The 26,903-nt window shown below is 65.5% G+C and carries 22 protein-coding genes; 9 read left to right on the plus strand and 13 right to left on the minus strand.

Translation table 11 applies throughout. The features are described from left to right. Positions 1-57: 57 nt before the first annotated feature. The 3 genes from bioA to IPQ13_10750 are packed head-to-tail and all read right to left on the minus strand — an operon-like array spanning position 58 to position 3,263. Complete coding sequence (gene bioA / locus IPQ13_10740) at positions 58-1,419, minus strand: adenosylmethionine--8-amino-7-oxononanoate transaminase (GenBank protein MBL0211369.1); 1,362 nt, start codon at positions 1,417-1,419, stop codon at positions 58-60. 3 nt (positions 1,420-1,422) lie between these two features. Beyond that, a complete protein-coding gene (gene bioD, locus IPQ13_10745; GenBank protein ID MBL0211370.1) occupies positions 1,423-2,073 on the minus strand; it encodes a dethiobiotin synthase in 651 nt (216 codons plus the stop codon). After that, a complete protein-coding gene (locus IPQ13_10750; protein ID MBL0211371.1) occupies positions 2,070-3,263 on the minus strand; it encodes an 8-amino-7-oxononanoate synthase in 1,194 nt (397 codons plus the stop codon). Before IPQ13_10750 ends, bioD begins: the two co-directional genes overlap by 4 nt. Positions 3,264-3,404: 141 nt before the next feature. Between IPQ13_10750 and IPQ13_10755 the strand changes: the two genes are divergently transcribed. The 4 genes from IPQ13_10755 to IPQ13_10770 all read left to right on the plus strand — a co-directional run bounded on the left by IPQ13_10755 (position 3,405) and on the right by IPQ13_10770 (position 7,044). After that, a complete protein-coding gene (locus tag IPQ13_10755; GenBank protein ID MBL0211372.1) occupies positions 3,405-4,547 on the plus strand; it encodes a peptidylprolyl isomerase in 1,143 nt (380 codons plus the stop codon). A gap of 9 nt (positions 4,548-4,556) precedes the next feature. After that, positions 4,557-5,558 carry a peptidyl-prolyl cis-trans isomerase gene (locus IPQ13_10760; protein MBL0211373.1) on the plus strand — a complete coding sequence of 334 codons (1,002 nt, stop codon included), beginning with the start codon at positions 4,557-4,559 and terminating at the stop codon, positions 5,556-5,558. A gap of 34 nt (positions 5,559-5,592) precedes the next feature. Continuing rightward, positions 5,593-5,913, plus strand: a complete 321-nt coding sequence (locus IPQ13_10765) for an RNA-binding S4 domain-containing protein (protein ID MBL0211374.1) — start codon at positions 5,593-5,595, stop codon at positions 5,911-5,913. A 147-nt stretch (positions 5,914-6,060) separates the two neighbouring features. Next, positions 6,061-7,044 (plus strand): HD domain-containing protein, encoded by a 984-nt coding sequence (locus tag IPQ13_10770; GenBank protein ID MBL0211375.1) that lies wholly within the window; start codon positions 6,061-6,063, stop codon positions 7,042-7,044. A 36-nt stretch (positions 7,045-7,080) separates the two neighbouring features. On the opposite strand, the gene IPQ13_10775 is transcribed toward IPQ13_10770, so the two are convergent. Together IPQ13_10775 and IPQ13_10780 are read right to left on the minus strand one after the other, a co-directional pair. Then, a complete protein-coding gene (locus tag IPQ13_10775; protein ID MBL0211376.1) occupies positions 7,081-8,448 on the minus strand; it encodes a tetratricopeptide repeat protein in 1,368 nt (455 codons plus the stop codon). A gap of 249 nt (positions 8,449-8,697) precedes the next feature. Beyond that, positions 8,698-9,447, minus strand: coding sequence for a uracil-DNA glycosylase (locus IPQ13_10780; protein MBL0211377.1), 750 nt, complete (start codon positions 9,445-9,447; stop codon positions 8,698-8,700). A 147-nt stretch (positions 9,448-9,594) separates the two neighbouring features. On the opposite strand from IPQ13_10780, the gene IPQ13_10785 reads away from it, so the two are divergent. Both IPQ13_10785 and IPQ13_10790 read left to right on the plus strand, forming a co-directional pair. Next, a complete protein-coding gene (locus IPQ13_10785; protein ID MBL0211378.1) occupies positions 9,595-10,146 on the plus strand; it encodes an RNA polymerase sigma factor in 552 nt (183 codons plus the stop codon). Next, entirely contained in the window at positions 10,133-10,714 is a 582-nt protein-coding gene (locus tag IPQ13_10790; GenBank protein MBL0211379.1) for a hypothetical protein, read from the plus strand. Before IPQ13_10785 ends, IPQ13_10790 begins: the two co-directional genes overlap by 14 nt. A 57-nt stretch (positions 10,715-10,771) precedes the next feature. Here the strand turns inward: IPQ13_10790 and IPQ13_10795 are convergent, their stop codons facing one another. Both IPQ13_10795 and IPQ13_10800 read right to left on the minus strand, forming a co-directional pair. Beyond that, the gene (locus IPQ13_10795; GenBank protein MBL0211380.1) at positions 10,772-12,691 is read right to left on the minus strand and encodes a helicase-associated domain-containing protein; all 1,920 of its coding nucleotides are present in this window, start codon (positions 12,689-12,691) and stop codon (positions 10,772-10,774) included. A gap of 80 nt (positions 12,692-12,771) precedes the next feature. Then, positions 12,772-15,633, minus strand: a complete 2,862-nt coding sequence (locus tag IPQ13_10800) for a hypothetical protein (GenBank protein MBL0211381.1) — start codon at positions 15,631-15,633, stop codon at positions 12,772-12,774. A 71-nt stretch (positions 15,634-15,704) separates the two neighbouring features. Between IPQ13_10800 and IPQ13_10805 the strand changes: the two genes are divergently transcribed. Next, positions 15,705-16,697 carry a hypothetical protein gene (locus tag IPQ13_10805; protein MBL0211382.1) on the plus strand — a complete coding sequence of 331 codons (993 nt, stop codon included), beginning with the start codon at positions 15,705-15,707 and terminating at the stop codon, positions 16,695-16,697. Between the two features lie 158 nt (positions 16,698-16,855). Then, positions 16,856-17,428 carry a DUF4136 domain-containing protein gene (locus IPQ13_10810; protein ID MBL0211383.1) on the plus strand — a complete coding sequence of 191 codons (573 nt, stop codon included), beginning with the start codon at positions 16,856-16,858 and terminating at the stop codon, positions 17,426-17,428. A gap of 29 nt (positions 17,429-17,457) precedes the next feature. Here IPQ13_10810 and IPQ13_10815 read toward each other — a convergent pair whose 3' ends face one another. Next, positions 17,458-19,284, minus strand: a complete 1,827-nt coding sequence (locus IPQ13_10815; protein ID MBL0211384.1) for a TonB family protein — start codon at positions 19,282-19,284, stop codon at positions 17,458-17,460. A 151-nt stretch (positions 19,285-19,435) separates the two neighbouring features. Here IPQ13_10815 and tpx point away from each other — a divergent pair, with 151 nt between their 5' ends. After that, positions 19,436-19,936, plus strand: a complete 501-nt coding sequence (gene tpx / locus IPQ13_10820) for a thiol peroxidase (GenBank protein MBL0211385.1) — start codon at positions 19,436-19,438, stop codon at positions 19,934-19,936. Between the two features lie 13 nt (positions 19,937-19,949). On the opposite strand, the gene IPQ13_10825 is transcribed toward tpx, so the two are convergent. The 5 genes from IPQ13_10825 to IPQ13_10845 all read right to left on the minus strand — a co-directional run bounded on the left by IPQ13_10825 (position 19,950) and on the right by IPQ13_10845 (position 26,902). Then, entirely contained in the window at positions 19,950-21,179 is a 1,230-nt protein-coding gene (locus tag IPQ13_10825; GenBank protein MBL0211386.1) for an MFS transporter, read from the minus strand. Continuing rightward, a complete protein-coding gene (locus IPQ13_10830) occupies positions 21,172-22,395 on the minus strand; it encodes an ABC transporter permease (protein MBL0211387.1) in 1,224 nt (407 codons plus the stop codon). Before IPQ13_10830 ends, IPQ13_10825 begins: the two co-directional genes overlap by 8 nt. Positions 22,396-22,416: 21 nt before the next feature. Next, positions 22,417-23,652, minus strand: coding sequence for an efflux RND transporter periplasmic adaptor subunit (locus tag IPQ13_10835; protein MBL0211388.1), 1,236 nt, complete (start codon positions 23,650-23,652; stop codon positions 22,417-22,419). Between the two features lie 122 nt (positions 23,653-23,774). Further along, a complete protein-coding gene (locus IPQ13_10840; protein ID MBL0211389.1) occupies positions 23,775-25,268 on the minus strand; it encodes an NADH-quinone oxidoreductase subunit N in 1,494 nt (497 codons plus the stop codon). Next, the gene (locus IPQ13_10845) at positions 25,265-26,902 is read right to left on the minus strand and encodes an NADH-quinone oxidoreductase subunit M (GenBank protein ID MBL0211390.1); all 1,638 of its coding nucleotides are present in this window, start codon (positions 26,900-26,902) and stop codon (positions 25,265-25,267) included. The genes IPQ13_10840 and IPQ13_10845 overlap by 4 nt, the downstream gene beginning before the upstream one ends. Position 26,903 lies beyond the last annotated feature (1 nt).

Consider the following 26,903-nt stretch of genomic DNA (forward strand, 5'->3'; position numbering starts at 1 on the left):
CTTTTAAGGAAGGGTGTCCCGAGGATAGAAACATTTCGGGGCCATGGCAAGCGAGGCTTATTTCAACAAGCGAGTGATAGTGTCCACGGCCTCTTTGGCACGGGATGGGGGCGTGCCCAGGGGCGGCATGAAGTATAGGCAATCGCCGATGGGCCTTATGAGCAGCCCCGCTTCAATGGCTTTGCGATGGAGTCGCCATCCGAATCGCGCATCCACCGGATGCGGCGCGCCCGTCGCAGGGTCCACCAACTGGGCCGCGGCCACCGTGCCGAGGATCCGCGGCCGCCGGACGGCGGGATGCTGCGTCAACTGGCTCCAGGCGGAGCGCATGGCCTCGCCCAATCGCGCCGCCTGCTCCATCACCGGCTGTTCATCGAAGAGCGCCAGGCTGGCGCAAGCCACGGCGCAGGCGAGGGGATTGGCGGTGTAGCTGTGGCCGTGCAGGAAGGCTTTTCCCTCGGCGTGGTCGGCCCAGAAACAGCCGTAGATTTCATCGGTGGCCCAGGTCAGCGACAGAGGCAGCACGCCACCGGTGAGGCCCTTGGAAAGGCAGAGCAGATCCGGCGCGACCCCCGCCTGGCTGTGGGCGAAGAAACTGCCCGTGCGGCCGAAGCCCGTCATGACTTCATCGAGGATCAGGTAGACGCCGTAGGCATCGCATTGGGCGCGCAGTTCCGCCAGGAGCTCCGGCGGCCACATGCGCATGCCCCCGGCCGCCTGCAGGAGCGGCTCGGCGATGAACGCCGCGAGCCCATCGCCATGGTGTTCAAAGAATAACTGGAGGCTCCGGCGCGCGGTTTCCAGCGCCTCGGGCCAGCCTGCCAAATCCGCATCCAATTCCCGGCGCGGGTCCTCGGGCACCGCCAGCCGCTCGCAACGCAACAGCAGCGGCCGGAACAGCCCAGTCATGAAATTATCCAGTTCGCCGACTCCGACCGCGCCCAGCGTGTCCCCGTGATAGCCCATGTGTAGGGCGCCGAAACGAATGCGCTGCGTCTGGCCTTTCTGGAACTGCGCCTGGAAGGCCATTTTCAGGGCCACCTCCACCGCGGTGGAGCCGTTGTCCGAGAAGAAGCAGCGCGTCAGCCCGTGGGGCAGCCTGGGACGCAAGCGCGCCACCAGCTCGATGGCGGGCTCATGGGTGAGGCCCGCGAACATCACATGGTCAAGCCTGGCGCCCTGCCGTTCCAGCGCCGCCATGAGCTTGGGGTGGCCGTGGCCATGGAGGCAGGTCCACCAGCTGCTGATCCCGTCTAGCACGCGGTCGCCGTTGGCCAGCACCAGGTCGCAGCCTTCGCCGCCGATGACCGGGATGGGCGGATCCAATTCGTGGTCCTTCATCTGCGTGAAGGGGTGCCAGACATGGGCATGGTCCAGGGCCAGGCGGCCGGGCCAGGATTCGGGCAGCGGGGAAGGCATGGCTCAGCCCCTTCCGGGAATCAAACCGGGGCGGCCGCCATCGCCACGCACGACCTCCACCCGAAGCGGGAGGAAGCGCCTGAGGATCCCGGCATTCCCCTCCGCGGCTTCGAAGGACCGGTCAAGGCCGGGGTTCAGGAGCACCGCCTCGATGCGCCAACCCCGGAGCATCAGGGCTTCGCAGCTCAGGAGCGTGTGGTTGAGCGTGCCCAGGCCGCCCCTGGCCACCAGCACGCAAGGGATTTGCAGCTCCGATGCCCAGGCCAGGAAATGCCGGTCTTCGCAGAGCGGCACCAACAAGCCGCCCACGCCTTCCAGCAGCAGGCGTCCTTCGCTGGGGTGGCGGCACCAGGCCAGGGCAGCGTCCAGATCGAGTCGCCGTCCTTCGGCTTCCGCTGCGGCCAAAGGGGACAGGGGCGCGAGGAAGGAAGCGAACGACTCCGCGCGGGCGCCTCTTCCCCGAAGGGCGGAAAGGTCCGAATCCGGGTCATCGTCCTCCGCGACCCCGCATTGGAACGGCTTGCGGTAGACCACCGGGCCCTCCTTCATCCACGCCTCGGCGATGCGCGCGGCGACCCAGGTCTTGCCTACGTCGGTATCCGTTCCCAGGACCCAGAGGGGCGAAGGCAGGGAGGCGGCGAGATCGTGGTTCACAAGCGGTCCCGGAGAGCCTGGATCATGGCGTCGACCTGGGCCTCCTCCAGGTGGGCGCCCGTGGTGATCCGCAAGCGCGAGGTTCCTTCCGGCACCGTGGGCGGCCGCACGGCGCGTACATCGAATCCCTCAGCCTGCATCCGGGATGCGAGGTCCATGGCGCGACCTTCCTCGCCCACGACCAGGGAACAGATGGCGGAATCCTGGTGCGGCTGCCCAAAGGCCCCCCGCACGCGATCGGCGAATTCCAACGCTCGGACGGAACGCCATCGCTCCGCCTGGGCCAGTTCTGCGGCCTGGAGGGCGGCGCCCACGACGGGCGGCGGCAACGCGGTGGAAAAGGTGAAGCCGCGGGCGGTGTTGAGCAGGTGGTCCACGAGCAGCGAGGGCCCCGCGACGAAGGCTCCGAAGCTTCCCAGCGCCTTGCCGAGGGTCCCCATCACCACGTGCACCTGGCCGTGGACGCCCTGGAGTTCTGCGAGGCCGGCGCCGGTGCGGCCCAGGAGTCCAGTCGCGTGGGCTTCGTCCACCACCAGGAGCGCGTGGTGTTTTTTGCACAGTTCGACCAAGGCGGGAAGATCCGCCGCATCGCCGTCCATGCTGAAGATTCCATCGGTGGCCACCAGGGCCAGGCCGGAGCTGGAAGCCCGCCAAGCCCGCATCTGCGCATCGAGATCCGACAGATCCAGATGGCGGTAGACCCCGATGTGCGCGCCGTTCGATTTGGCCATCCGGCACCCATCCACCAGGGAGGCGTGGTTCAAGGCATCGGAGAACACAGCGTCGCCGGGGCCCGCCAAGGCGGGAAGCATCGTGGCGTTGGCCTGGAAGCCGGTGTTGAACAACAGGCAGGCTTCGCAGGCCTTCCATGCGGCGAGCGATTTTTCCAGGGCATCGTGCAGAGGCGTCGTGCCCCGCAGCAGCCGCGCCGCGCCGCTGCCTGAACCGTGGGCCCGGGCCGCTTCAAATGCGGCCTGGGCCAGCCTCGGGTCGCGCCTCAGGCCCAGGTAGTCGTTGGAGCAGAAATCCAGTCCCGAAGCCGGGGTGATGCGCCGTTGGCGGATGGATGCTTCCCGGTTCCGGAGCGCACCCCTCAGACGGTCCAGCCAGGGGCCGGGAACCTCCGCCGCGGACGCCGCATTTGGGGAGGCCGGGATAGTCTGATCGCCTGAATTTCCGGAGGCTTTCATCGGTTCGCCATGATAAGATCTCTGTTTGGGCCGAAGGTCGTTTCTTTCATTCCGTATTGAAACTTTACCGGCATTCTCCCCTCCCCATGTCGCAACTGCGAAGTCCGCTAAATGGCACTTCACCCCTTTAGGAGTCCCCTGATGCTGCGAAGCACCCTCATCACCCTTGCCAGCCTGAGCCTCGTGGCCCAGACCTCCAAACCCGAAGCCAAGGCCGAGCCCAAGGCGCAGCAGAATCCTGGCATCGTGGCTGGTGTTTCCACCAATTCGCCAAGCCTCCCCGGGCCCGGCGCGAAGGCGCCCGAGGACAAGCTCATCGCCAAGGTCGGCGACGAAGTGATCCGCGAGTCCGACATCGAGCAGGGGCTCCAAGGCATCACGCCCCAGCAGCGCCAGCAGATGGAGTCGAGCCCCCAGGCCCGCCAGCAGTATGTCAAGAGCTACATCGAATTCCGCCTCCTGGTCACCAAAGGCAAGAAACTGGGCCTCCACCACACGGACCCCTTCAAAAAGAAACTTGCCTTCGCGGCCGACCAGATCGTCGCGACGGAATTGATGGCCAGGGACCAGGAAACCCTGAAGAAGAAGCTGGAACAGTCTGAAGTCGACCCCAAGGCCTACTACGAGGCCCATAAGGACAAGTTCCAGACCACCGTGGACACCTACTCCGCGCGCCACATCCTCGTGAAGGTGAAGGCCAACGAGCAGGACAAGGACGGAGTGAGCGACGCCGAAGGCAAGGCCAAGCTGGCCAAGATCCAGGCCGAAGTGAAGGCCGGCAAGAAGCTGGCTGATCTCGCCAAGGAATACTCGGACGACCCGGGCAGCAAGAACAACGGCGGCCTCTACGAGAATTTCGATCCGGGCCAGATGGTGCCTGAATTCGGGAACGCGGTGAGGACCCAGGCCATCGGCGTGGTGGGCGAGCCCGTGAAGACGCAGTTCGGATACCACATCGTGGAAGTCACGGCCAAGGCTCCGAAGGGCACCTTGAAGCCGTTCGAATCCGTATCGAAGGACATTCCTCAGATGGCCCAGGCCGAGCGCCAGGAAAAGGTCTGGAACGAATACCTGGATGGGATCAAGAAGGAGATCCCCTTCGAGGTCTACGGCGAAACGAAGGCTGGCGCCGTGAAGGCGGAAGCCCCGGCTGCCGCTGGGAAGGCCGCCCCGGAGACCAAGAAGGCCGATGCGGGCGCCAAGAAGGCTGATGCGGGAGCCAAGAAGACTGGCGCCCCCGCCAAGAAGGCCGACACCGCGGCCGCGCCCAAAAAGCAGAACTGAACTGAACCCATGTCGGCCCACCGGATCCTCCTCGCGCCAGTCCTGGCTTCCATCGCCGCCACCGGCGCCAGCTCCGCCACAGACATACGCGAGGAGATCCTGGTCATCGTCAATGGCCACATCATCACCCGCCACCAATTCCAGCAGGCGGTCGAGCAGGAGCATGCGGCGCTCTACCGCCAGTTTTCAGGCAAGGAACTCGACGACAAGCTCAAGCAGGGCCGGGGAAAGACGCTCCAGGGGCTGATCGACGCCTTCCTGGTGGAAGACAAGGCCAATGATCTGGGGCTCGCGCAGAGGGTCGGCGACGACTATCTCCACGCCTATGTCGAAGACATCAAGAAGCAGAACAACTTCGCGACGGACGCGGATTTCGAGAAAGCCCTGCGCGGGTCTCTGGGCATCGGGCTCCAGGAATACCTGAAGCGCACCAAGCAGCAGATCCTCCAGCAGGAGGTCCTCCGCTCGGAGGTCTACGCCAAGGTCGCCATCGAGGACCAGGAACTGCGGGCCTACTACGAAGACCACAAGGACGAATACAAGAAGGCGACCCGTTTCCGCATCCGCGAACTGGTGCTTGCCAAGGGCGCCACGCCCCAGGAGGGCGAAGCCGCCAAGGCCGCGCTGGCCAAGGTCCAGGAAGAGCTCAACGGCGGCAAACCTTTCGAAGACCTGGTGAAGCAGTACAGCAATAGCGCCAGCAAGGACACGGGCGGCGACCTGGGCTGGATGGAGAAGGGCCTGATGCGGCCCGCCATCGAACAGGCCGCGCTTTCCCTCAAGGCCGGCGCGGTCTCGGCGCCGATCGACACGGACAAGGACATCATCCTGGTGCAACTCATCCAGGCTGAGAAGGAAGAAGCGCTCCCCTTCGCCGAAGTGAAAGCGCAGATCATGGGGAAGCTCCAGGAGCCGAAGGCGCAGAACGCCATCGAGCAGTACCTGGCCAATCTGCGGACCCGCGGCAATGTGCGCTACATGGTCCCCAAGGAACAAATCCTCAAGGGATGATCCATCCCCTTGATTTCAGGCGTAGGATGGTGCCGTGCGCCTCGATGCTTTCCTCAAGAAGACCCATCTGGTGAAGCGCCGGGAACTCGCCCGGGAGCTTTGCGACGAGGGCATGGTGCGCGTCAACGGCGCGCCCAAGAAAGCGGCCTGGGAAGTGAAGACCGGCGACGAGCTGCAGTTCCCGCTGTACAACCGCCTGCTGAAGGTGCGGGTGCTGGCCTTGCCGGGCACAAGCGCCGCCAAGCATGATCAATGGAGCTTCGTGGAAGTGCTTGAAGAAAAGCGGCTCGCCTGGGAAGAGGGCGGCGGCGAAGAGCCCACGCTGATCCACCCCAAATCCCCGACGAACCATTAGGGTCCGTTGCGCCTCGGCCAGAAAAGCGCTGGCCGAGGCGTTACGGGCCCTAATGTCGGCCGTAGGCCGACGCGGCGGGTGGTGCTCCGAGCAAAATTGAGCGGGTTATGATTTCTCGACGGTTTAATTAATTTCAGGAGAAGCCCCTTGCCCACTTCGGCCCCCGACCAGCCACTCCTCCGAACACTGAAGGAGGGCGACGCCTTCACCGGGTTCCTGCTGGCCCAGGAAGCCGCTTTCAAGATCAGCACGAAGGGTTCCGAATACCTGGAATTGAAATTGTCGGATGCCTCCGGCGACCTCAAGGGCTTTCTCTGGGACGTCCGGGCCATCGAAGGCGACATGGACAGCATCGCGGCGGACTGCTTCCTCAAGGTGAAGGGTTCCATTTCGAGCTACAACGGCCGCACCCAGATGAAGCTCGACAAAGTCCGCTTCGCGCCGGATTCGGAAGTAGGAGACTTCTCGAAGTTCTTTCCGGTCAGCGCGCGGCCCGTTCCCGAGATGCTCGCGGAGATGGATGGCATCATCGCCTCGGTGAAGGATCCCTGGATCCGGCAGCTCCTCACGGGCTTCTTCGTGGACGACGCGGCGTTGCGCGCGGCCTTCGCCAAGGCCCCGGCCGCCAAAGGCCTGCATCACGTCTACCTGGGCGGCCTGCTGGAGCACACCCTGTCCATCCTCGCCATGGCGGAGCGGGCCTGCGGGCACTATGTGGCCATGAACCGGGACCTCGTGCTGGCGGGGGTTTTCCTCCACGATGTGGGCAAGACGGCAGAGCTGAGCTACCAGCGCAGTTTTGGATATAGCGATGAAGGCAACCTCATCGGCCACATCTCCATGGAATGCGAGTGGATCAACCGGGGAGCCGCAAAAATAAACGGGTTTCCCGAGGAGTTGCGGATGCAGTTGCTGCACATCGTGCTGAGCCACCACGGGAAACTTGAGTTCGGCAGCCCGGTGTTGCCCAAGACGCCCGAAGCCCTGCTCGTCCACTACCTTGATGATCTCGACGGCAAGCTGGAAGCCATGTTCCGGGGCATCAAGGAAGCCGGCGAGAACCACTGGACGCCCTATTCCCGCGCCATGGAGCGGATGATCTACACGGTCCGCTGGCCGGCTTCGCAGTGAGCCAACAGCCCACCGCTTGCAGCCTGCGGCCCGAGTTCACCCCATCGTGATCCACTGCCCGCTTTCGCCGCGCAGGGGGGCTTCGGGCATTTCGTTCTCCTTGAACAGGAAGTGGCTGCTGTTCCAGGCGGCGCAGTGCTCGCAGCGGTCGGTGTAGTCGGTGGTGCGGTTGAAGCAGACGCCGCATTCGAAGCGCAATTTCAGGACGCCGAGATTGCGGAGCAGTTGGCGGTATTCGTTCAGCGCGGCGTCCAGGCGTCCGCGCCGGCTGTGTATCTTCGCCATGTAGAAATACAGGATGGGCGAATAGACCACCTGGCTGCGCACTTCCAGGAATTGCTCCAGCGCTTCGTCCAGGATTTCCAGCCGGTAGAGCATCTTGCCGAGGAAGAACTTCGCCAGCACGGAGTGTTCGCTGATGGCGGAGATGCGGCGCAGCACCGCCAGGCCTTCCTCGGGCCGTCCGCTCTGGATGAAGTAGTCCTCGATCTCCTGGAGGAAGGCTCCTTCGCCGGTGCTGCGGAAGCCCTCGACCCAGATTTCCAGCCCCTGGTCTTCCTGGTCCTGGAGGATGCGGCACCGGCCCAGGGAAAGATAAGCGGGGATGAAGCTCGGATCGTCCTTCACGACCTGCTGGAAGGCCTGGGCGGCGTCCTTGTACTGATCCGCATCCACCTTCAACAATCCCACCTGATAGGCCAGGGCCATCCCTTGGGCCTTCTCTCCCGCGCTGAGCTCGCCCGAAAAATGGGCCACCAGCTTTTTATGCACCTCCAGGGCCTCGTCCCAGCGCTGGGCTTCGGTATGCAGGGCCCGCAGCCGGCGCAGCGCGCGCAGGGCCTGCTTGGGCGAGGCGGATACGATTTTTTTCAGCACGCCGAGGGCGCCGTCGGAGTTGCGCGAGGCCAGCAGGGCTTCCGCCAACTGGTAGCGCGCCTCCACATGGTCAGGATGCTTCAGGCAGAACTTCTCGAAATGCTTCGCGGCCGCCTCGGCATCGCCGCTTTTCAGCATCACGTCGCCGTAGAGCATCGCGGTTCCCACATGCTCGGGATGGTCCTCGTACATCTCCTCCAGCATCACCTTGGCCTTGGCGATGAGGCCGTGGGCGATGAGGGCCCGCGCATCGGTGAGGCGGCTGGAAAGGCGGCGGCCCATGCGGGTCGCGGCCGAAGCGTTCAAGCCCTTCACCATGTCCCGGAGCGCGGCGTAACCGTTGTAGAAGAGGTTGATGAGGAAACCCACCGCCAGGACCACGAGCGTGAAGGCCCACACGCGCATCTGGGTATCGCCGTAGAGCAGCACTTCCTTGTTGAAGAGGTTGTAGTTGCTGACGTACAGGTTGGCCAGCAGCACCAGCACGGCACCGATGAGCACCACCATCATGAAACTGAACAAGCGCATTGGAGAATCCCCCACTAAAAGCTTAGCGAGCGTTGCGAAATAACCAGCGCTTTTCTGGTTAGTTCGTTACGGTCGCTCCAGCTATCGGGCGCAGTGCGCCCTCCTGCTCACTAGGTTCGCAGAGCTGGAGCCTCTATGCCGGGCGCAGGACGACGTAGCGAGCGTTGCGAAATAACCAGCGCTTTTCTGGTTAGTTCGTTACGGTCGCGAATGCCGGGCGCAGGACGGCACTAAGCATCCGGCCACGGTTCAGGGATGCGCATCCAGCCAGGCACGGACCGCCTTCAGATCCGCCCAGACCGCGCCGCGGACTTCATTGGTGTACTGGCGCAGCACATAGGCCGGGTGGAAGGTCGGCATGACCGGGATGGCCCGGTGCAGTTCCAATCTCTGCCAGGTCCCGCGCACCTTCGTGATTCCGGTCGCAACGCCCAGCAGCTCCCTCAAGGGCGTCGCCCCCAGGGTGACGATGACGCTGGGGTCGATCAGCTCGATCTGCCGCTTCAGGTACCCCAGGCAGGTCTGGGCCTCCTGCGGGGTGGGCGTGCGGTTGTCGGGGGGACGGCACTTCACCACGTTGGCGATATAGACCTGGTCCCGCCTCAACCCGATGCCTCCGATCATCTTGTCCAGCAGCTCCCCGGCCTTCCCGACGAAGGGCCGCCCCTGCTGGTCCTCGTCCTTGCCGGGGCCTTCCCCGATGAACATGAGCCGCGCCTTGGGATCGCCCTCGCCGAAGACGAAGCGGAAGCGCCCGGGTCCGAGCGCGCAAGCCAGGCAGCCCTGGATGCAGTCTGCCAAAGCAGCCAGGTCCTTCGCGGAGGACCACTGGTCCCGCGCCGGGTTGCCCACAGGGTCGTCCGGAGGGGCGTAGCCCGGAGGCGGGGCGGCCGTCGGGCTCGGGTGGCGCGCAGCGGGAGGAGCGGGCGGCCTAGCCACGGCGGGCCGGGCCTCGGGGGCCGGAGGAGCTGCCACGGCCGGTTCCCGGACCAACCCCATGACCCCGAGCTCCCGGAGCGTGTCGGCCCAGGGCTTCAAGGGATTCGGCTGCGGGATTGGGTCCATGGTCCTAGACTATCCAAGCGGGGCGACATCCCCACCGGGAACCTTCCTTCCCGCCCGGGCATCCAAGCCTCGGAGCGACGCATGCAAAGCCCCAATGAGCCCATTGAACCACTCAAGCCCAAAGGCCATCTGGCCGAGAATTCCCCGTTCGGGACGACTGCGGATTATTACAGCGCCTTCTCGGAGCTCTATCCGAGGCTGGTGAACTATGGCCGCCGCTTCGGCGCGGTCTACCCGGAAGATATCGCCCAGGAAGCCTTTGTCATCCTGATGCAGCGGCAGGTTCCTGTGGAGCATCCCACGGCCTTCCTTTACGGCACGGTACGGACCCTGGCCCTCACCGAGCGCCGGCCCATGAAGAACCAGAACCTCAGCCTTGAGGTGGTCATGGAGCCCGGCCGGTCCGCCGACGCCGAGGATCAGCTGCTGAACCGGGAAATCCGGGAGCGCATGCGCACGCTGTCCCCGACCTTCCGCGAAGCACTGTGGCTCTTCGTGGTTGAAGGCCTTTCCATCCGGGAGATCTCCGACATCCTCAGCATCCCAGAGGCCACGGTGAAGACCCGCATCCATCGGGCCAAGGCCCAGCTCAAAGACCAATTGAATCCCGGAGGCATCCATGCCCTGGCTTGATCCCGCCCGCCAAGACGAATCCACCGAGGACCGCGAACTGCGTGCCGAGCTGCGGGGCCTCGTGGGCCTGCCCGTCGGCAGCTTCGAATCGAATTTCTTCGATGTGCAACCCACGCCCGAGATGGTGAAGCTCGCCGACAGCCTTCGGGCCGAAGCCCTGCGCCGGCGCAACACCGCCCGCAACCGGCCCATGCGGCTGCTGCTGGCCGCGGGCCTCCCCGTGGCCCTGGTCATCTCGGGGCTGGGAGCCTGGGGATTCCAGCAGAAGCAGCGGGCAGACAAGGCGGCGGCTGCCGCGGCCGCCGAAATAAACAAGACCGAGCGGGCCAATGAATCCTCCCAAGCCCAGGTGAGCCGTGACCGCGATGGCCGCGCCGGTTCCCGCAAGGGCGCCGTTTCGCCTGTTCCTGAATCCCCGGCGGTGCTCGCTTCCGCCAAGGACCGCCGGGCCACGGGCACCACGACCTTCACGCCGAACAAGCCCGCCAAATCCGACTACCCGGTCATCGAAGTGAAACAGCCGTTGGTTCTTCCGGCGGCCAGCCAGGAGCGGGTCAAGGCGCAGTAGGCCGAAGGCCGGACCGCTTTCAAAGGCCCCCGCATGGGGGCCTTCAGCTGTCCAGGCTCACCCGGCCTGGGCCTGCCCGGGATTCCAGCCGCGCTCATTGAGCAGCCGCGCGCCCTGGATGCGGGTCAGGCGGAAGGCCATCTCCTCCTGGTGCAGGTGGCAGAAGGCCTGCAGATGGTCGCCTTCCATGGACCGGGGCGTGACGCGGCGCAATTGCGTGCGGTGGGCGGCCGGCGGCAGGTAGGTGAGTTCCACCATGAGATTGCGGCCGGCGGCGTAATCGAGGATGAGGCGCATCTCCTCGGCAGCCTGGTTGCCGCCCCCGAGATGCAGCATGGGGACGCGCTTCTGCACTTCCTGGAAGAGGTTCGGGTCCTCGTCGTGGAGGCGTTGCAAGGCGGTGCGGACCATCTGCCGCACGGGCTCCAGATGGTGGTTCATGCCCTTCTCATCCACGAAGGAGAGGCAGGCCATGGACCAGAGGTAGAGGTCTTCTTCTTCATCGAGGCTCACGGGGAGGAAGCGGCCGGGCTTGGGCAGGTAGCCCGCGGCCTTCAGCAGGGCGAAGGCGTTTCCGCTGCCCTGGACTTCCAGCACCGTGTCGGAAATGGGGACGAGCTTGAGAGGGATGAGCTCCGGCCGGAGGCGCAGCTCATCGGCCAGGTGGGCGCTTCGTGCCCGCACCAGGCGTTTGCCTTGCTGCACTTCCACCTCGCCCACGCGTTGGCCGAGATCATCCAGCAGCTGGAGCAGGGTCGCCGGCATGGCCGCGGTGGCATCGCCGGTCCGGTTTCCCAACCGCTGCTTGATGTCGTCGAGGCTCTGGCCGAAATCCAAAGCGCGGACCAACGTATCGGGGCCGATGCGGAAGGTGACCATGGTGTCCAGGCCTTCGACTTCGGCCAGCTGCGCCAATTTGAGCAGGCGGTGCGGGTTCTGGAACATGGGCGTGAGCCCTTCCAGCGTGGGCTGCAGCACCAGGGGCGGCTCGGTCATGAGGGGCGCCCAGTGGGCATCGGTGCCGCGCAGATCGCGGAGCAGGTATTCCTGCGCCAGGGCCTCGCCGTGGGCCGTGAGGCTCAAGTGTTCCCGTGTCCCGTCCAGGGCGATCAGGCCCATCCGTCCAAGGAAGGGCAGGAATGAAGTGCGGGTGCGGCCTTCATCCAGGGAATGGAGTGTCTTCAGGAATGCGAGGAAGGGCTGGATGGCCAGCACCTGCCCGCGGCGTTCGAGCAGGTGTTCCATCAGGAACCTGCGGTCTTCCGCCGGAGGCATGTCCCACAAGGTGAGATCGTGTTCCAGGAGGCTGGCGAAAGCCCGCTCCGCCACCCATCGAGGCGGATGGATCAGCACTGCGGGCACCAGGGTGTCCACGCGGCCTTCGCGGCTCCACAGGAATCCAAGGCGGTGCAATAGGGTGAACAGCAGCGTGGCGTCCCGGTCCTCCTGCAGGAAGACATTGCGGGACAGCAGCTGCGAGAGATCCTTCTTGGCCGGGAGGCCGCCCTTGAGGACGCGGATGCCGACCACGCAGCGCAGCAGCACGGACGTGAGCGCCATGGAAAAGCCGTAGAGCGGAGCCGGCTGCAGCAGCGCATCGGGCTGCCCCTGGAAGCTCAAAGAGCAGTCGTCGAAATCGGCCAGGGCGTCCGCCACGCGCTCCGGCACCACCCAGCCGGTGCCTTCGGGCAGGATCAGTCCAAGGTCCGCCAGATGCCCTTCCATGCCGGGTTCGGGCAGGGCGCCGGATTCCACCAGATGTTTCAGGGCGAGCAGATCCTTGCTTTCAAGGTCCGCAAGGGTGTTGGAGAGCTGGGTGTAGTCCTCGAGATGGAAAACCATGGTCTTCAGCAGCCGCAGGCGGCCTTCGGGCTCTTCTTCCCAGCGCTGGGGCACCGGCAGCTTCCGGTAGTCGCAGATCCTGCGCAGCTGACCGTCGGTGCAACTGGATAGCAATTTGTACAGGGATTGCGGCATGGATCCTCGCGCATAGCTACAAGCACACGTGACCTTCCAGTATCTCACGGAACGGGAGGATGTTCACGCTTCAATTTCGATCACAGCCCAAGCAGCAGCGCCGCGAGATCCTCATCGTCCAAGTCGCCGTCGCCATCGAAATCCGCCCTGGTGTCCGCTGCGGGCGAGCCAGGGCCTTTGTACGCGGCCGCGGCGAGCGCCAGGTCCAGGATGTCCACGCTCCCGTCGCCATTGAGGTCCCGGGTTTTCACGAGGATGGCGGCGGAGGCGGAACGCGTGGGATCCGCCGAGCTGGTGGCCCTCAGCGTGTAGGTTCCCGGCGCGTCCGGCGCCTTATAGCGCAGGATCCGGCTGCCCTGGGGAGACAGGCTTCCACCTGTCGCGTCCCAGGCGACGCTCTGGTCGCTCGCGCCCAGGATGGCGGCGGTGAAGGTGCGCGATCCGCCGCTGGGCAGGGTCGCCTGGGAGGGGCCGATGCCGACTTCCACCGTGCCGCTGCGCAGCCCGATCTCCCACACGCCGCGGCCGAAGGTGGCCGCGCGGACGAAGCTCCCGTCTGGCGCCGCGTAGAGGTCCCTCACCGCGACGAAAGGCAGGCCGGTTCCGAAGCGGGACCAGGAGGCGCCGCCGTCCGAGGATCGGTACACCCCGAAATCCGTGCCCGCGAACAGCGTGTTGGAATCCGCCGGACTGTTCTGGATCACATGCACCGGAATGCCGAAGGGAAATCCGTTGGCGACATCCATCGGCGCGAAGCTGAACCCCGCATCCAGACTCTTCCACGCGTGGCTGCGGTCCAGGTCCGGCGACACCGAAGCCACGTAGATGATCCGGGCGTCCTGGGTGTCGAACCAGATGTGGCTCAAGTAGCGGTCGTTGTTGGGCAGGGGGCCGAACTGCCTCCAGGGGCCGCCGGTGGTGATGTAGCCGGTGCCTGAGCCCACCTGGAAATCCGAAGTGCCGCTGGCGGCGATGGCGAGCGTGGAGGCGTCTGTGCTCGCCGCGGCGACCGCGCGGATGTTGCGATCAGGATCGAAACCATCCATGGCCAGGGCTTGCCAATGGTCGGCGAAATCGCTGCTCCGCCACACCTTGTCGAAGGAGTGGTTGTAGACCGTGTTGCCCGTAGGGTCGGCGGCGCCAAGCACCAGATCGGTCACGAAGGGGGCGTTGGTCCCGGCGTCGGTGAGCCCGTTGAAGCTGGGCTTGAACGGCGTCGCTCCGCCGTCCGTGGTCTTCATGATGAGCGAAGTATAAAGGGACCCGAGCATCAGGTTTCCATTGGACGGATGGATGACCGTCCCGAACCCATCTCCGCCCACGCGGTCCTCGAAGGTGCTGCTCACGAACAGCCCCGCGCCCTCGTCCTGCCTTAGGCGGGTGCCATTGTCCTGGAGCCCGAGGCTGATAAGGTTCCGCGCGCCGGAGGGGATGGGCGCCAGGGTCGAACCCAGGCGGTAGACCAGGTGGGAGGACAGCCCGCGGTTGCGGCGGTTGTCGATGAAGGTGAGGAGGCTGGGCACCGTGGCGCCTGGGCCGATGCCGCTGGTGGGAACCGCGGCGCTGTCCAGCAGGGGACCGCGGACGACGCATAGCCCCCCGTCATTGCCCAGGAAAAGGGTCCTGGGGCCGGTCTTGGACCAGGCTCCCACATGGAAATCCGCGTGGGCGTAGACGTGGCGGTTCGCGTACCAGTGGGTGAGCTGGGTCCAGTTCTGTCCCCCGTCTTCGGTGCGGTAGAGGCAGGCCGTGGTCCCCACGAAAATGCGGTTGGCATGGTCCGGGTCCACCGCGAGGCCCTGGTTGTAGAACCCTTGGGTCCCGTCGTAGCCCAGGACATCCGCGCCGATGCCCTGGAAGAGCCCGCCGGCCTGTTCCGGCGCGGCCTGGAAGCTCCATGTGCGGCCTTGGTCCGTGGTTTTCAGCAGCCCCGGCGCCACGGTTCCCAGGACCTGCGCGAGGCCCCAGCCGATGCCCGGGTCGGCCGGGCTCGTGGCGAGGCTCATGCGGATGGGGACGATGCCGCCCACTTGGGCTTCAGTCCAGGTGGCGCCGCCATCGTGGGAATGCCAGATGCTGCCGGTGCTTTCCAGCCCTGCCGGTTCCAGGCTGCAGGCCAGATCCATGGCGGAGAACCGGACCAGGCTCCAGATCTTGCCGGTGGAATGGCCGCCCAGGTCCACCGGGACGAAGCTGCGGCCCCCGTCCCCGCTGCGCTTGAGGCCATCGTTTCCACCCACCAGGACGACCTCCGCATCGAGGGGCAGGATGCAATGGGTGCGTGTTGTGGCGCCCAAACCGGAGCTGGCGGTCCAGGTGGATCCGCCATCGCTGGATCTGAAGAAGCCCCGGGCTTCGGCCCCGTGGGCATCGCCCATCCCCAGGAAGATCACCTCAGGATCAACGGGACTCATGGCCACCGCGCCGGCCGCCAAGGTGCCCATGCTGCTGGCCCAGGGCAAGCCGTCGCTCACAGAGGTCCAGATCCAATCCCGGTCCGTGGCGGGATCGGCGTTCACGCACTTGAACAGCCCGCCGCCGCTGGTGGCCAGGTACAGGATGCGGGGATCGCCGGGATGGGTGAGGATGCCCGTCACGCGGCCGCTATCCACATCCGGGAAATCCGCGGTCACCAGGTTCGAAAAAGGACCGAGGTTCACCCAGGCCGCGGAATTGGGGATGCCGGTGGCGGGTACCGAAGGGGCTGGCTGAGCCAGGCGGACCCGGGCCATTTCCTGGGCCGCGAGCCTGGCTTTGCGGTCCAGGTCCGTGGGCCGCAGCCGTCCACCCATCCAGAATTGGTCCCACTGTTTGCGGAGATCTGGACGGTCCAGGCCAGGCCCTGGAAGCGTCGAATGCCGGGCGGGCAGATCCCTGCGCGGACCTCCTTGGGCGGGGGCCGGGAGGCACAGCAGGGCCGTCAGCAGGGCACACAGGCGCATGCCTCCAGGATAAGCGAACTCCGCGCACCCACCCCTGGCGAAGGCCATGGACTCTGTGTTTGGATGAAGCCATGACACGCGCCGAAATCCTGATTTCCATGCTGCCCGGCTTTCTGCTCGCCGCCGGGGCGGAGCCTCTGCTTGCGCGAATGCGGAGGGATCTGCCTCCCTACCGGCGGCACTTCCGGATCTTTATCATCCTGGCCATTTCAAGCCTGGCCGCGCTGTGGGCGCTGGATCGGGGCCACCTGGCCCCTGGCCGATGGACCACCTGGCTGTTGACGGTTCTGGGCTCCACGGTGGGCTTGGCCTTCGCCACCCTGAGCTTGGTGCGGTCCCGGAAACTCGCCTCCTGGGGCTGGCAGCGCGGCGGCGCCAAGAGGCCAGATCATGCCAGGCCTTTGATCCTGGTGGCTGATCCCCATTGGAGCGAGGAGCTGGTGGGGTTGCAGGCGGCGACCCGCGTGCATCCGGAAGCCGACTGGCTCTTCCTGGGGGATGTGTTCGATGTGTGGGTGGGCCTGCCGGGGATGACCTCCGACGCCCAGCGCAGCTTTCTGTCCTGGGCCCGGGAACGGCGCCGGGCGGGACGCTGGGTGGGACTCTGGATGGGCAACCGGGAATTTTTCCTGGATGGCCATGCGGGGCTGTTCGACCTGATGGGCGAAGGCGTGGGAGGCGGCCTGGAAGGCGAGGCGCTGGCCTTTGAACATGGGGACCTGATCAACGCCGGGGACTGGCAGTACCGGCTGTGGAACCGCATCTCCCGCTCAGGCCCCATGTGGCTGCTGTTCCGCCTGATGCCGAGCCGTCTCGCGGCCTTCATCGCCGCCAAGCTGGAACGGCAGTTGCGCACCACCAACCGGAGCTACAAGCTGGTGTTCCCGCGGCAAGCCTTCGGCGCCGCGGCGGCGGCCCAGGCGCCAGATGTCTTCATCACCGGCCACTTCCATACCCATGAAGTGGAAGGCAACGGCATCGCGCTTCCATGGGCCTTCGAAGGGGCTTTCATGGTGTGGCGGGACGGCCGGGTGGAATCCCTGGAGTCGCCCACGAAAACATGAGACGCGGTGTCCGGGCTTTGCCCGGAGACCACGTGGGGAGCACGAGGGGGACGCAGAGGAAGCGAAGCGACCGGGCGGTCCCCCTCGTTCATGAAGGGGACCCAACCTTCCTGGGCGGGAGGCATCCATAGCTACGAGCACCCAGCCAGGAGGATTCCATGACCCGCCTCAGGATGACCGCCACCGCCCTCGGGCTGGCCCTCTTCGCCGCCTGCTCCACCTACACGGTCAAGACCGACTTCGATCCCGCCATCGCCTACGCGAGCTACCAGACCTTCGATTGGTATGCGGCGAGCAAACGGGCCAAGGGCAAGGGCAGTGGCACCGATCCGATCATGGATAAGCGTGTGCGGGCGTCGGTCCAGGCCGTCCTTGAATCCAAGGGCTTCAAGCAGGAGGTGGTGGCCGAACCGGATTTCCTGGTGACCTACTACCCGGTCTATCGGAACAAGCGCTACCGCACGACCACCAGCTTTGGCGGCGGATATGGCTGGAGCCGCCGGCCTTGGGGCTACGGCGTGGGGACCCGCTTCAGCGCCAGTCAGGTGCACAACTACCGCGAAGGCACCATCATCCTGGAGATCGTGGACAGCAGGTCCAATCAACTGGTCTGGCAGGGGGCCGCGGAAGGCGCGCTGACGAACCTTGACAACCCCGAAGATGCCCAGGAAGAAATCCAGAAGGCGGTGCGGGACCTACTCGCGAATTTCCCCCCGGGCCTGAAAAAGTGATCCGGCCACGGGCCTGATCCGGCATCCGCTCAACGTCCGGCCTTGAAGACGTAGACCACTTCGATGGCCTCCCGCTGCGCGACGCCCCCCCGGGTGGCTGGCGCGAAGGTGGAACGTTTCGCCGCGGAAATGGCTTCCTCATTGAAGCCGTAGATGCCTGGCACGCCCTCGAGCACCGTGATGGCCGCAGGCCGTCCCCGTTCATCCACAGAGACACTGAGGCGCACCAGATGGTCCTTGCCGCTCTCGAACCGCATTTCCTTGGCGCGGCGGGGGAAATTCGCCGCGGCTCTGGAGAGGATCCGGGGCGGTGTGGAAAGCGCGGTCGAGGGAGATTGCGGCAGGGGAAGGCGCGTGACGGGAGGCAGGGCTGGCGTTGGGACTTGGTGTTCTATTTTCACTGGCTCCTGCCGGGCGGCTGTTTGCGCTTCCTGCGCCGCTGGTGGCGCAGGCGCGGCCCCGCCCCTGCTCTGCTTCAGCCTTTCAGCCTCCCTGGCGTTGCTTTCCCGCAACTCCTTCAACTGTTTCTGAAGCTGGTCCAGGCTCGGTTTGGCGCCAGCCGCGTCGGGGTTCCCGGGATTCGGGTCCGCGGCTGGAATGGTGCTTACGAGGCCGCTAGAGCCGGTGGCCGGCATTACCGGGGCAGCCGCCATGGAGGTTGTAGCGGGGGCGCCCGCGACGACCGGCGGCGCTGCGGGCCTTGCCTTCCACCACCGCCATGCGATAAAGCCGCCCCCGGTCATGACGAGACCGCCCACACCGGCGAAGACCAGTCCCAGGAGCTGCGAATTCCTTTGTCGGGGCTGCGTTTGCATGGCTGGCGGGTACGGCGCGACAGGCTCATCCGATGCGTAGACGGCGGCCGAGGGCTCCGGAAGCGAGGCCCTCGTCACATACGGGGCGGGCGGAGCCTCTCTCGCGGTTGGAGGGACCAGATCCGCAGCGGTCCGGAGCGGCGTGGGCGTGCGCGTTCCGCCGGCGCTCAAACCCGACAGGGAGACCTCGGTCCCTTCCATGGCCGCGTGCATCTTCGACTTGGCGGCTTCGGCGATGGGGGAAGCGTCCACCAAGGCGCCCATGAACTGGTACACATCGGAAAAGCGGTCGCGGGGCCGCTTGGCGAAGGCGCGCAGAAAGACCGCCTTGACCCTGGGGTCCATGCCGGGAGGAATGGTCGGGGGCTCGTTCACGATGCGCAATAGCGTGGAGGCGATGCTGTCGCCCATGAACGGCAGGGTCCCTGTGAAGGCTTCGAAAGCCGTCACCGCCAGGGCGTAGCAATCCGTGGTGGGGGAGGCCTCCGCATCCTGCAACAGTTCCGGCGCGAAGTAGGAGGGCGTTCCGATGATGCCGCCGACGGTGGTCAAATGCTGGGATTCGCTGGAGCGGGCCACCCCGAAATCCGTGAGCTTCACGCGCCCGTCGTTCCCCACCAGGATGTTTTCGGGTTTCACGTCCCGATGGGCGATGCCCGCAGTGGCCGCGGCCATGAGGCCCCGCGCGGCCTGGGTCAGCACATAGAGCAGAGCCTCCGGCGGGGAGGATTGGTCGTGGATGAGGCCCGCCAGGCTGGTGCCTTTCACGTATTCCATGGCGATGAAAGGCCCCTGCTCAGGATCCTCGCCCACGTCATGCACGGTGATGATGTTGGGGTGGTTCAGCCGGGCGGAAATCTCCGCTTCCCGCTGGAAGCGCTCCATGGCATGGGCATAGTGGCGCCCCCCTTCGTGGACCACCTTGACGACGAGCTGCCGCTTGAGTTTGGGATCCTCGACAAGATAGACCGCTCCCATTCCGCCTCTTCCCAGCAGGCTGAGGACTTGGTAACGACCGATGGACGCCGGGTCCTGGGACATTAGTTTCTCTATTTTTTACAATTATTGGATGGGCAGGCTGAAAAGCCAAGATAAATCCGCTGGCTCAAAAGGCAAGAACCTCCCCGTACCAAGATCGGCCGCACAGGAGGTCGGCGGAAGGATATTCTGAGAAAAATCCAAGGAGGCCCCGATGGCCCAAGTCACGCTCAAAGGCACACCCGTGAAGACCTCCGGCGAACTCCCGCGGGTGGGCCAGGATTCTCCCGGCTTCACGCTCACCAGAATGGACCTTTCCGAACTCAGCCTATCGGAGCTCAAGGGCAAGCGGGTGGTCTTGAACATCTTTCCGAGCTTGGACACCTCCACCTGCGCCACGAGCGTGCGGACCTTCAATCAAAAGGCCGGCGGCCTGGCCAACACGGTGGTCCTGTGCATCTCTGCGGATCTGCCTTTCGCCCAGAAACGCTTCTGCGGGGCCGAAGGGCTGGAGCAGGTGGTGCCCCTTTCGGACTTCCGGAACAAGGGGTTCGGGGATGGCTATGGCGTGACGATCCTGGACGGCGCCCTGCGGGGATTGCTGGCCCGGGCGGTGGTGGTGGTGGATGAGGGCGGAAAGGTGGTCCACACGGAACTGGTTCCGGAAATCGCCAATGAACCGGATTACAGCTCGGCCCTGAACGCGTTGCAGTAGAAGGACTGGTCCCTCAGCCGAGCCGTTTCAGCCGGCGCAGCTCCGGCATCCGCCAGGTCATCGCGCCCACCACGGCGACGGTCATCATGCCGCCCGCCACGACCGAGGGCACCAGACCCAGCAGCTTGGCGGCCAGGCCGCTCTCGAAGGCCCCCAGTTCGTTGCTGCTGCCGATGAAAAAGGCATTCACCGCCGAAACCCGGCCCATGAGGTGCGGCGGCGTGAGGGTCTGCACCAGGGTGGAGCGGATGACGACGCTCACATTGTCCAAGGCGCCGCTGAGCGCCAGCAGCGCGAGGGAAAGCCAGAAGGCCTTCGAGAAAGCGAAGGCGATCCAGCAGAGGCCGAAGGCCGCCACGCAGACCAGCAGGGTGCGGCCGGCGCGCTTCAACTCCGGCAGATGGGCCAGGGCGAAGGACATGGCCACGGAGCCCACCGCCGGCGCGGCGCGCAGGATCCCCAGCCCCTGGGGGCCGACCTTCAGGATCTGGTCGGCGAAAATGGGGAGCAGGGCGGGCGCGCCCCCGAAGAGCACCGCGAACAGGTCCAAGGACAGGGCGCCAAGCACGAGCTTCTGGTTGAACACGAAGCGAACGCCGTCGAAGAACCCGGGGCCTTGTGCGACCTGCTGGGCGGGCCTCGGCCGGGGCGCCAGGGCAAAGGTCGCGAGCAGCCCCGACACGAGCAGCGCCGCCTCCACCGAATAGGCCGATTTCGCGCTCCCGAATCCGTAGACCAGGCCGCCCAGCGCCGGGCCCAGCACCATGGCCGCATGGAACACCGAAGAGCGCCAGGCGGCCGCGTTGGCATAGATCTCCCTGGGCACCAGTTCCGCCGCCAGGGCCTGGGCCGCGGGCCGGTAGAAGGCCCGGCCCAAACCCGCCAGCACCTGCACGGCGTAGAAGGGCCAGACCTGGATGGGGGCGCCATGAAGGTTCAGGAGCAGCAGGACTGTGGCGCCGCCCAGCAGGGCCAATTCCGAGATCAGGCAAAGGCGCCGGCGGTCCCGCAGATCGGCCGCGTGGCCCCCGATGAGCGTGGTGGCCAGGAAGGGCAGCGCTTCGGCCAGCCCCACGAAACCCAGGGACAGGGGATCCCGGGTGATCTCATAGACCTGCCAGCCCATGACCACGGACTGCATCTGCATGGCCATGGAGAGCACCAGGGTGCCGACCATGAACCAGCGGAATTCGACGTGCCGGAGGGCGGCGTAGGCATCCCTCTCGAGTTCGGGCTCATTCATACCGCAGGGCGTCGATCACATCCAGCTTGGCGGCCTTCAGGGCCGGGAGGAAACCCGCGGTGATGCCCACCACGGCGCTGAAGACCAAGCCCAGCGCGATGGCGGAATTCTGGACCACGGCGGGAATATTCTGAAGTTTCATCACCCAGATCGCGCCCACCGCAAGGCCGACGCCGATGATGCCGCCGAGGGCCGCCAGCACGATGGCTTCCACCAGGAACTGCAGCATGACGCTGCGCTGCGTGGCGCCCAGGGCCCTGCGCACGCCGATTTCCCGGGTGCGCTCGGTGACGCTCACCAGCATGATGTTCGAGATGCCGATGCCGCCCACGATGAGCGAGATGCCCGCGGCCACCGCCAGCAGCATGGTGATGACGCCGCTCTGGGCCGCGGAGGCCTGGAGCCAGTCGTTCTGTTTGCGGATGGTGAAGTCGTTGTCAGTCCCCGGCAGGAGCTTGTGGCGCTGCCGCAGGAGGGCCGTGATCTCGGAATCCGCCAGGTCCACCGCGTCTTCCCGGAGGGCCGAGGCGATGATGAACTGGATCCTGGTGCGGCCCTGGAGCTTCCGCATCACGGTGGTGTAGGGCGCGTGGATGGTGTCGTCCTGGTCGCCCATGGGGCCGCCGCCCTTGCGTTCGAGGATGCCGATGATTTCGAATGGCATGTTGCCCAGGCGGATGGTCCGGCCGATGGGGTCTTCACCGCCGGGGAACAGGTTGTCCTGGACGGTTTTGCCGATCACGGCCACCTTGGCCTGGCTGCGCACTTCCTGGTCGTTGAAGTAGCGGCCCTTGTCCAGATTCCAGCTCTTGATCTGGAGGTAGTCGGGGTCCGCGCCGGCCACGGTTCCCACCAGCCAATTGTTGTTGCCGTACACGGCGGGTTTCGAGGCGCGCACGTAGGGCGTGGCCGCCGACACGCTGCTGGAGAGCTCCCGCTCGATGGCCGTGGCGTCCTCGTCTGAAAGCGTGGTGTCCATGCCGCCCATGCCCACCGGCCCGCCGGTCTTGGAGCTGGAGCCCGGGAAGATCATGATGAGATTGGTACCCATGCTGCGGATGATGTTTTCCGAGGCCCGCTTGGAACCTTCGCCGATGCCGATCATGGCGATGACCGCGCCCACGCCGATGATGATGCCGAGCATGGTCAGGAAGGCCCGCATCTTGTTGCGGGTGATGGCGAAGAAAGCCAGCTTGAGAAGCTCGATGATGCTCATGGTCCTGTACCCCTGCCTGACTTAACGCATCCGTGGCCCGCCCAAAGGCGCAGTGGCGCCTGCATTGACACGCTTGGTGTCCTCCACGCCGACCAGCACCTGCATCCCTTCGCTGATGCCCTCGCCGCTGATTTCCGTGGCCTGGCCATCCGTGATCCCCGCCTTCACGGTGAGGGCTTTCGGCTTCCCGTCGGCGCCGAGGATCCAGATGCGGTCGTCGCGCCGGGCGACCTGGCCCCGGGGAGCCATGTCAGCCTGGCCCCTCGGGCCGGATTTTCCGCCTTGGGCATTCGCGCCCCCGGGTCCCTTGGATCTGGCCGCGGCGGCATCATCGGCTGGCATGAAGGCCGATGGATTGAACCGCAGGGCGGCGGAAGGCACCTTCAGCACATCCTCCTTGGACATGGTCTGGATGGTCACGTTCGCCGTCATGCCGGGGCGGAGCTTCAACTCGTCATTGGCCACCTGCACCACGACCTTGTAGTTCACGACGTTCTGTACAATGACGGGCTCCAGCCGCACCTGGTTCACGCGGCCGTGGAATTGGGTCTCCGGGTAGGAGTCCACGGTGAACAGGGCCGGCTGCCCCTCCTTCACCTGCCCGATGTCGGCTTCGTCGATGCTGGCTTCCACCTTCATCTTGGTGAGGTCCTGGGCGATGACGAACAGGTTGGGCGTGCTGAAACTGGCCGCCACGGTCTGGCCGATGTCGATGCTCCGGCTCACCACCACGCCGGCCACCGGGGCCGTGATGGTGCAGTAGTTGAGATTCGCCTGGGCCTTCTGCAAGGTGGCCTTGGCGCTGGAGAGATCCCCGGCGCCGCGGTCCGCCACCACCTGGGCGGCGTCCAGTTCCTGCTGGGAGATCAGCTTGTCCGCGAACAGCCGCCTGGAACGCGCCAATTGGCGCTGGGCATCCGCCACGGCGGTTTCGGCCTTGCTCACATTGGCGGTGGCATCCTGCACGGTCGCCGCGTACACCGTCGTGTCGATCTGGGCGATGGGCTGGCCCTTCTTCACCTGGCTGTTGTAGTCCACGTAGAGATTCGAGATGGTGCCCGACACCTGGGACCCCACCGTCACCTGGATGAGCCCCGAGAGCGTTCCCGAAGCGCTGATGCGCTGCTTCAGGCTGCCCCTCTGGATCTGGGCGGTGCGCCATTTCACGGCCTCCTTGGGCTTGTTGAAGAGATAGATCGCTCCGCCGGCGGCCACGATGGCCACCCCGCCCAGCCAAATCCAAGTCCTGCCCTTCATGCGCACCTCACAGCTCTGACCCCGGCCAGCCTACCTTTACTTACGAGGGTCCAAGATCAATAAAGTTTACCAAGTGCTGAAATAATTCTCACATAATCCGTCGACAGCCGCCCAATCCGGACTCAGCGCAGGATTTCGATGCCTTCTTTCAAGGCTTTAGCTGCGAAGCCATCCACCAGGAATCGCTGGAAGAAGCCCCCGGCCAGGATGATGGCGGCGCAGACCAGGACGGTGGTGACGGAAAGGAACGACTGGATCTCCGGTTTCTCGGAAGCGGCCCGGTCCTGGGATTCCGATGGCTGATCGAGGAACAGGGCGATCACCACCCGCAGGTAGTAATAGACGGACACCAGGCTGGCCGTGACGCCCAGCACCGCCAATCCCACATGGCCGGTCTTCACGAGTTCCTTGAAGATGAAGTATTTCCCGAAAAAGCCGCCCATGGGGGGGATCCCCGCCAGGCTCAGCATGGTGATGGCGACAGCCACGCCCAGGGCCGGGCGTTTCCATCCAAGGCCCCGAAGATTCTCGAACTGGACGTGCTCGCCCACCAGGCCGTAGGCCGTCAGCATGCCGAAAGCGGCCATGTTCATGGCCAGGTAGATGACCAGATAGAACAGCACGCCCGCGTAGGCTTCCGGCGTTCCCGCTACGAAGCCCAGGAGCAGGTAGCCCGCATGGCTGATGCTGGAATAGGCCAACATGCGCTTGACGTTCGATTGAGGAAGGGCGGAGAGGTTGCCGACGATCATGGTCGCCGCGGCGAGCACGGCCAGGGCCATGCCCACGCGCTCGCCGACCGCCGTGTGCAGGCCGATGCCGCCCGGGAAGGCCCGCATCAGCGCGATCACCGCGACGCCCTTGGTGGCCACGGACATGAAACCCGCGATGGGGTGGGGCGAGGCTTCGTAGGCATCCGGCGTCCATTGGTGGAAGGGCACCGCGCTGATCTTGAACAGGAAGCCCATGAGCAGCAGGGCTGCCCCCACCAGGACCAGCGGGTCCGCGCCGGCGGCTTGGACCGCGCTTCCGATGCCGTCGAGCTCCAGGGTTCCGGTCAGGCCATAGAGCAGCACCGTGCCCATGAGGAAGCAGGAGGAGGCGACCGCCCCGGTGATGAAGTACTTCATGCCGCCTTCCACGGATTCCTGGCGGAACCGCACGGTGGCGGTGAGCACGTACAGCGGCAGGCTGAGGAGTTCCAGGCCGAGGAACATCATGAGCAGGTTCGTGGTGGCGGCGAACAGCATCATGCCCACCGCCGAAAACAGCAGCAACGACAAGGTCTCGCCCTTCAGCCAGCCTTCGTGATGCAGGTGGTCCCAGAGCTGGAGCAGCGCCATCATGGCGGCCACCGTCACGAAGATCCCCGAGAACTGTCCCAGGCGGTCCATCTTCAGGTGCGAGAAAAAGACGTTCTGGCCCGTGGCCCACACCTTCGTGAAATAGAAGAAGCTCACGCCCAGCGCGAGCAGGGCCATGCCGAACATGGCGGCCCGGACGGCTTTGACCGTGTCCTGGTCCTTGTCCAGGCTGGCGATGGGGATGAGGCAGGCCGCCGCGGCGGGCACCAGCAGGGGCATGAGCGCGGCCCAGTTCTGGGAGGTGAGATTCATTTATGCACCTCTTCACCGGCGCCGGCGTGGTGGATGGGGGCATCTCCGCCGGCCGCCGGCCCGTTGGGCGGGACAGGCGCGGATTCGGGCTGAGGCGGCATTTTCACGCGGGGCTCCGGCGCCTTCGCGGCGTCCAGGAGATGGGCGATGGGCCGTTCGGAGATCGCGATGAAGGATCGGGGGTGCAGGCCCATCCAGAAGATGAGCAGGACGATGGGCACCATCACCGCGATCTCCCGCACGGAGAGGTCCGAATGGAGGTGCTGGGTCCCGCTGTCTTCATCCTTGTTCTCTGGTCCCCAAAAGACCTTCTTGAACATCCAGAGCATGTAGACCGCGCCGAGGAGGACGCCCAGCGTCGCCACGCTGGCGAAGACCCGGCCCCAGGCGAAGCCGGCGATGTAGGTGCCGTTCAGGATCAGGAACTCGCCCACGAAACCGTTGGTGAGCGGGAGGCCGATGGAACTGAGGGTGACGATGAAGAAGAAGGTCGTGAATACGGGCATCTTGATTGCCACGCCGCCAAAGTCCGAGATCATGCGGGTGTGGGCGCGGTCGTAGAGCATCCCCACCAGGAGGAACAGCGCGCCGGTGCTGATGCCGTGGTTGAGCATCTGGAGCATGGCGCCCTGGGTGCCGATGACCGTCATGGAGGCGAGCCCCAGCATCACGAAGCCCATGTGGGACACGGAGCTGTAGGCCACGAGTTTCTTGACGTCCCGCTGCACCATGGCCACCAGGGCGCCGTAGATGATCGCGATGACCGAAAGCATGGCGATGGGTTTCGCGTAATTCAGGAAGGCGCCTGGGAACATCGGCAGGGCGAAGCGGAGGAAACCGTAGGAGCCAAGCTTCAGGAGCACGCCCGCCAGGATCACGGAGCCCGCGGTGGGGGCCTGGACGTGGGCGTCCGGCAGCCAGGTGTGCAGCGGGAAGAGCGGCACCTTGATGGCGAAGGCCAGGGCGAAGGCGAGGAAGAGCGTGCATTGGACGCTGAAAGGCAAGCCCAGGGCCGTTGCCGCCATGATCGCCGGCGCGAAAGTCCCGGCCTTGGTGGCGAGGTAGAGCAGGGCCACCAGCCAAAGCAGCGATCCCGACAGGGTGTACAGGAAGAATTTGTTCGCCGCGTATTTCCGCTCGTCGCCGCCCCAGACGCCGATCATGAAATACATGGGGATCAGCATGGCTTCCCAGAACAGGTAGAAGAACAGCAGGTCCTGGGCCATGAACGCGCCGAGCATGCCGGATTCCAGGATCAGGACGAGCGCCATGAACGCGCCGGAGCGCTGGGTCACGCTGCGGTAGGTGCCGAGCATGGTGAGCGGCGTCAGGAACGTGGTCAGCAGCACCAGCCAGAGGTTTAGGCCGTCGATGGACAGGGAATAGTCCACCGGCAGGCCCATCACCGAAAACCAGGGCATGTGTTCCGCGAACACCAGGTTCAGGGGGCCTTCGGGAGGCATGGTCAGCAGGCGCGCGGCGCTGATGAAGAAGAGGCCGGCGGCGCCGAAGAGCGCCAGAAGCTTGGCCAGCGGCGCCTGCTTCTCCGGGAAGCAGAGGATCAGCAGCCCCCAGATCGCCGGCGCGAAAACCAGGAAGGTCAGAAGGTGATTGCTCATCCACTCGGTCATCAGG

This window comes from Holophagaceae bacterium (assembly GCA_016720465.1).
Lineage (GTDB): Bacteria > Acidobacteriota > Holophagae > Holophagales > Holophagaceae > JANXPB01.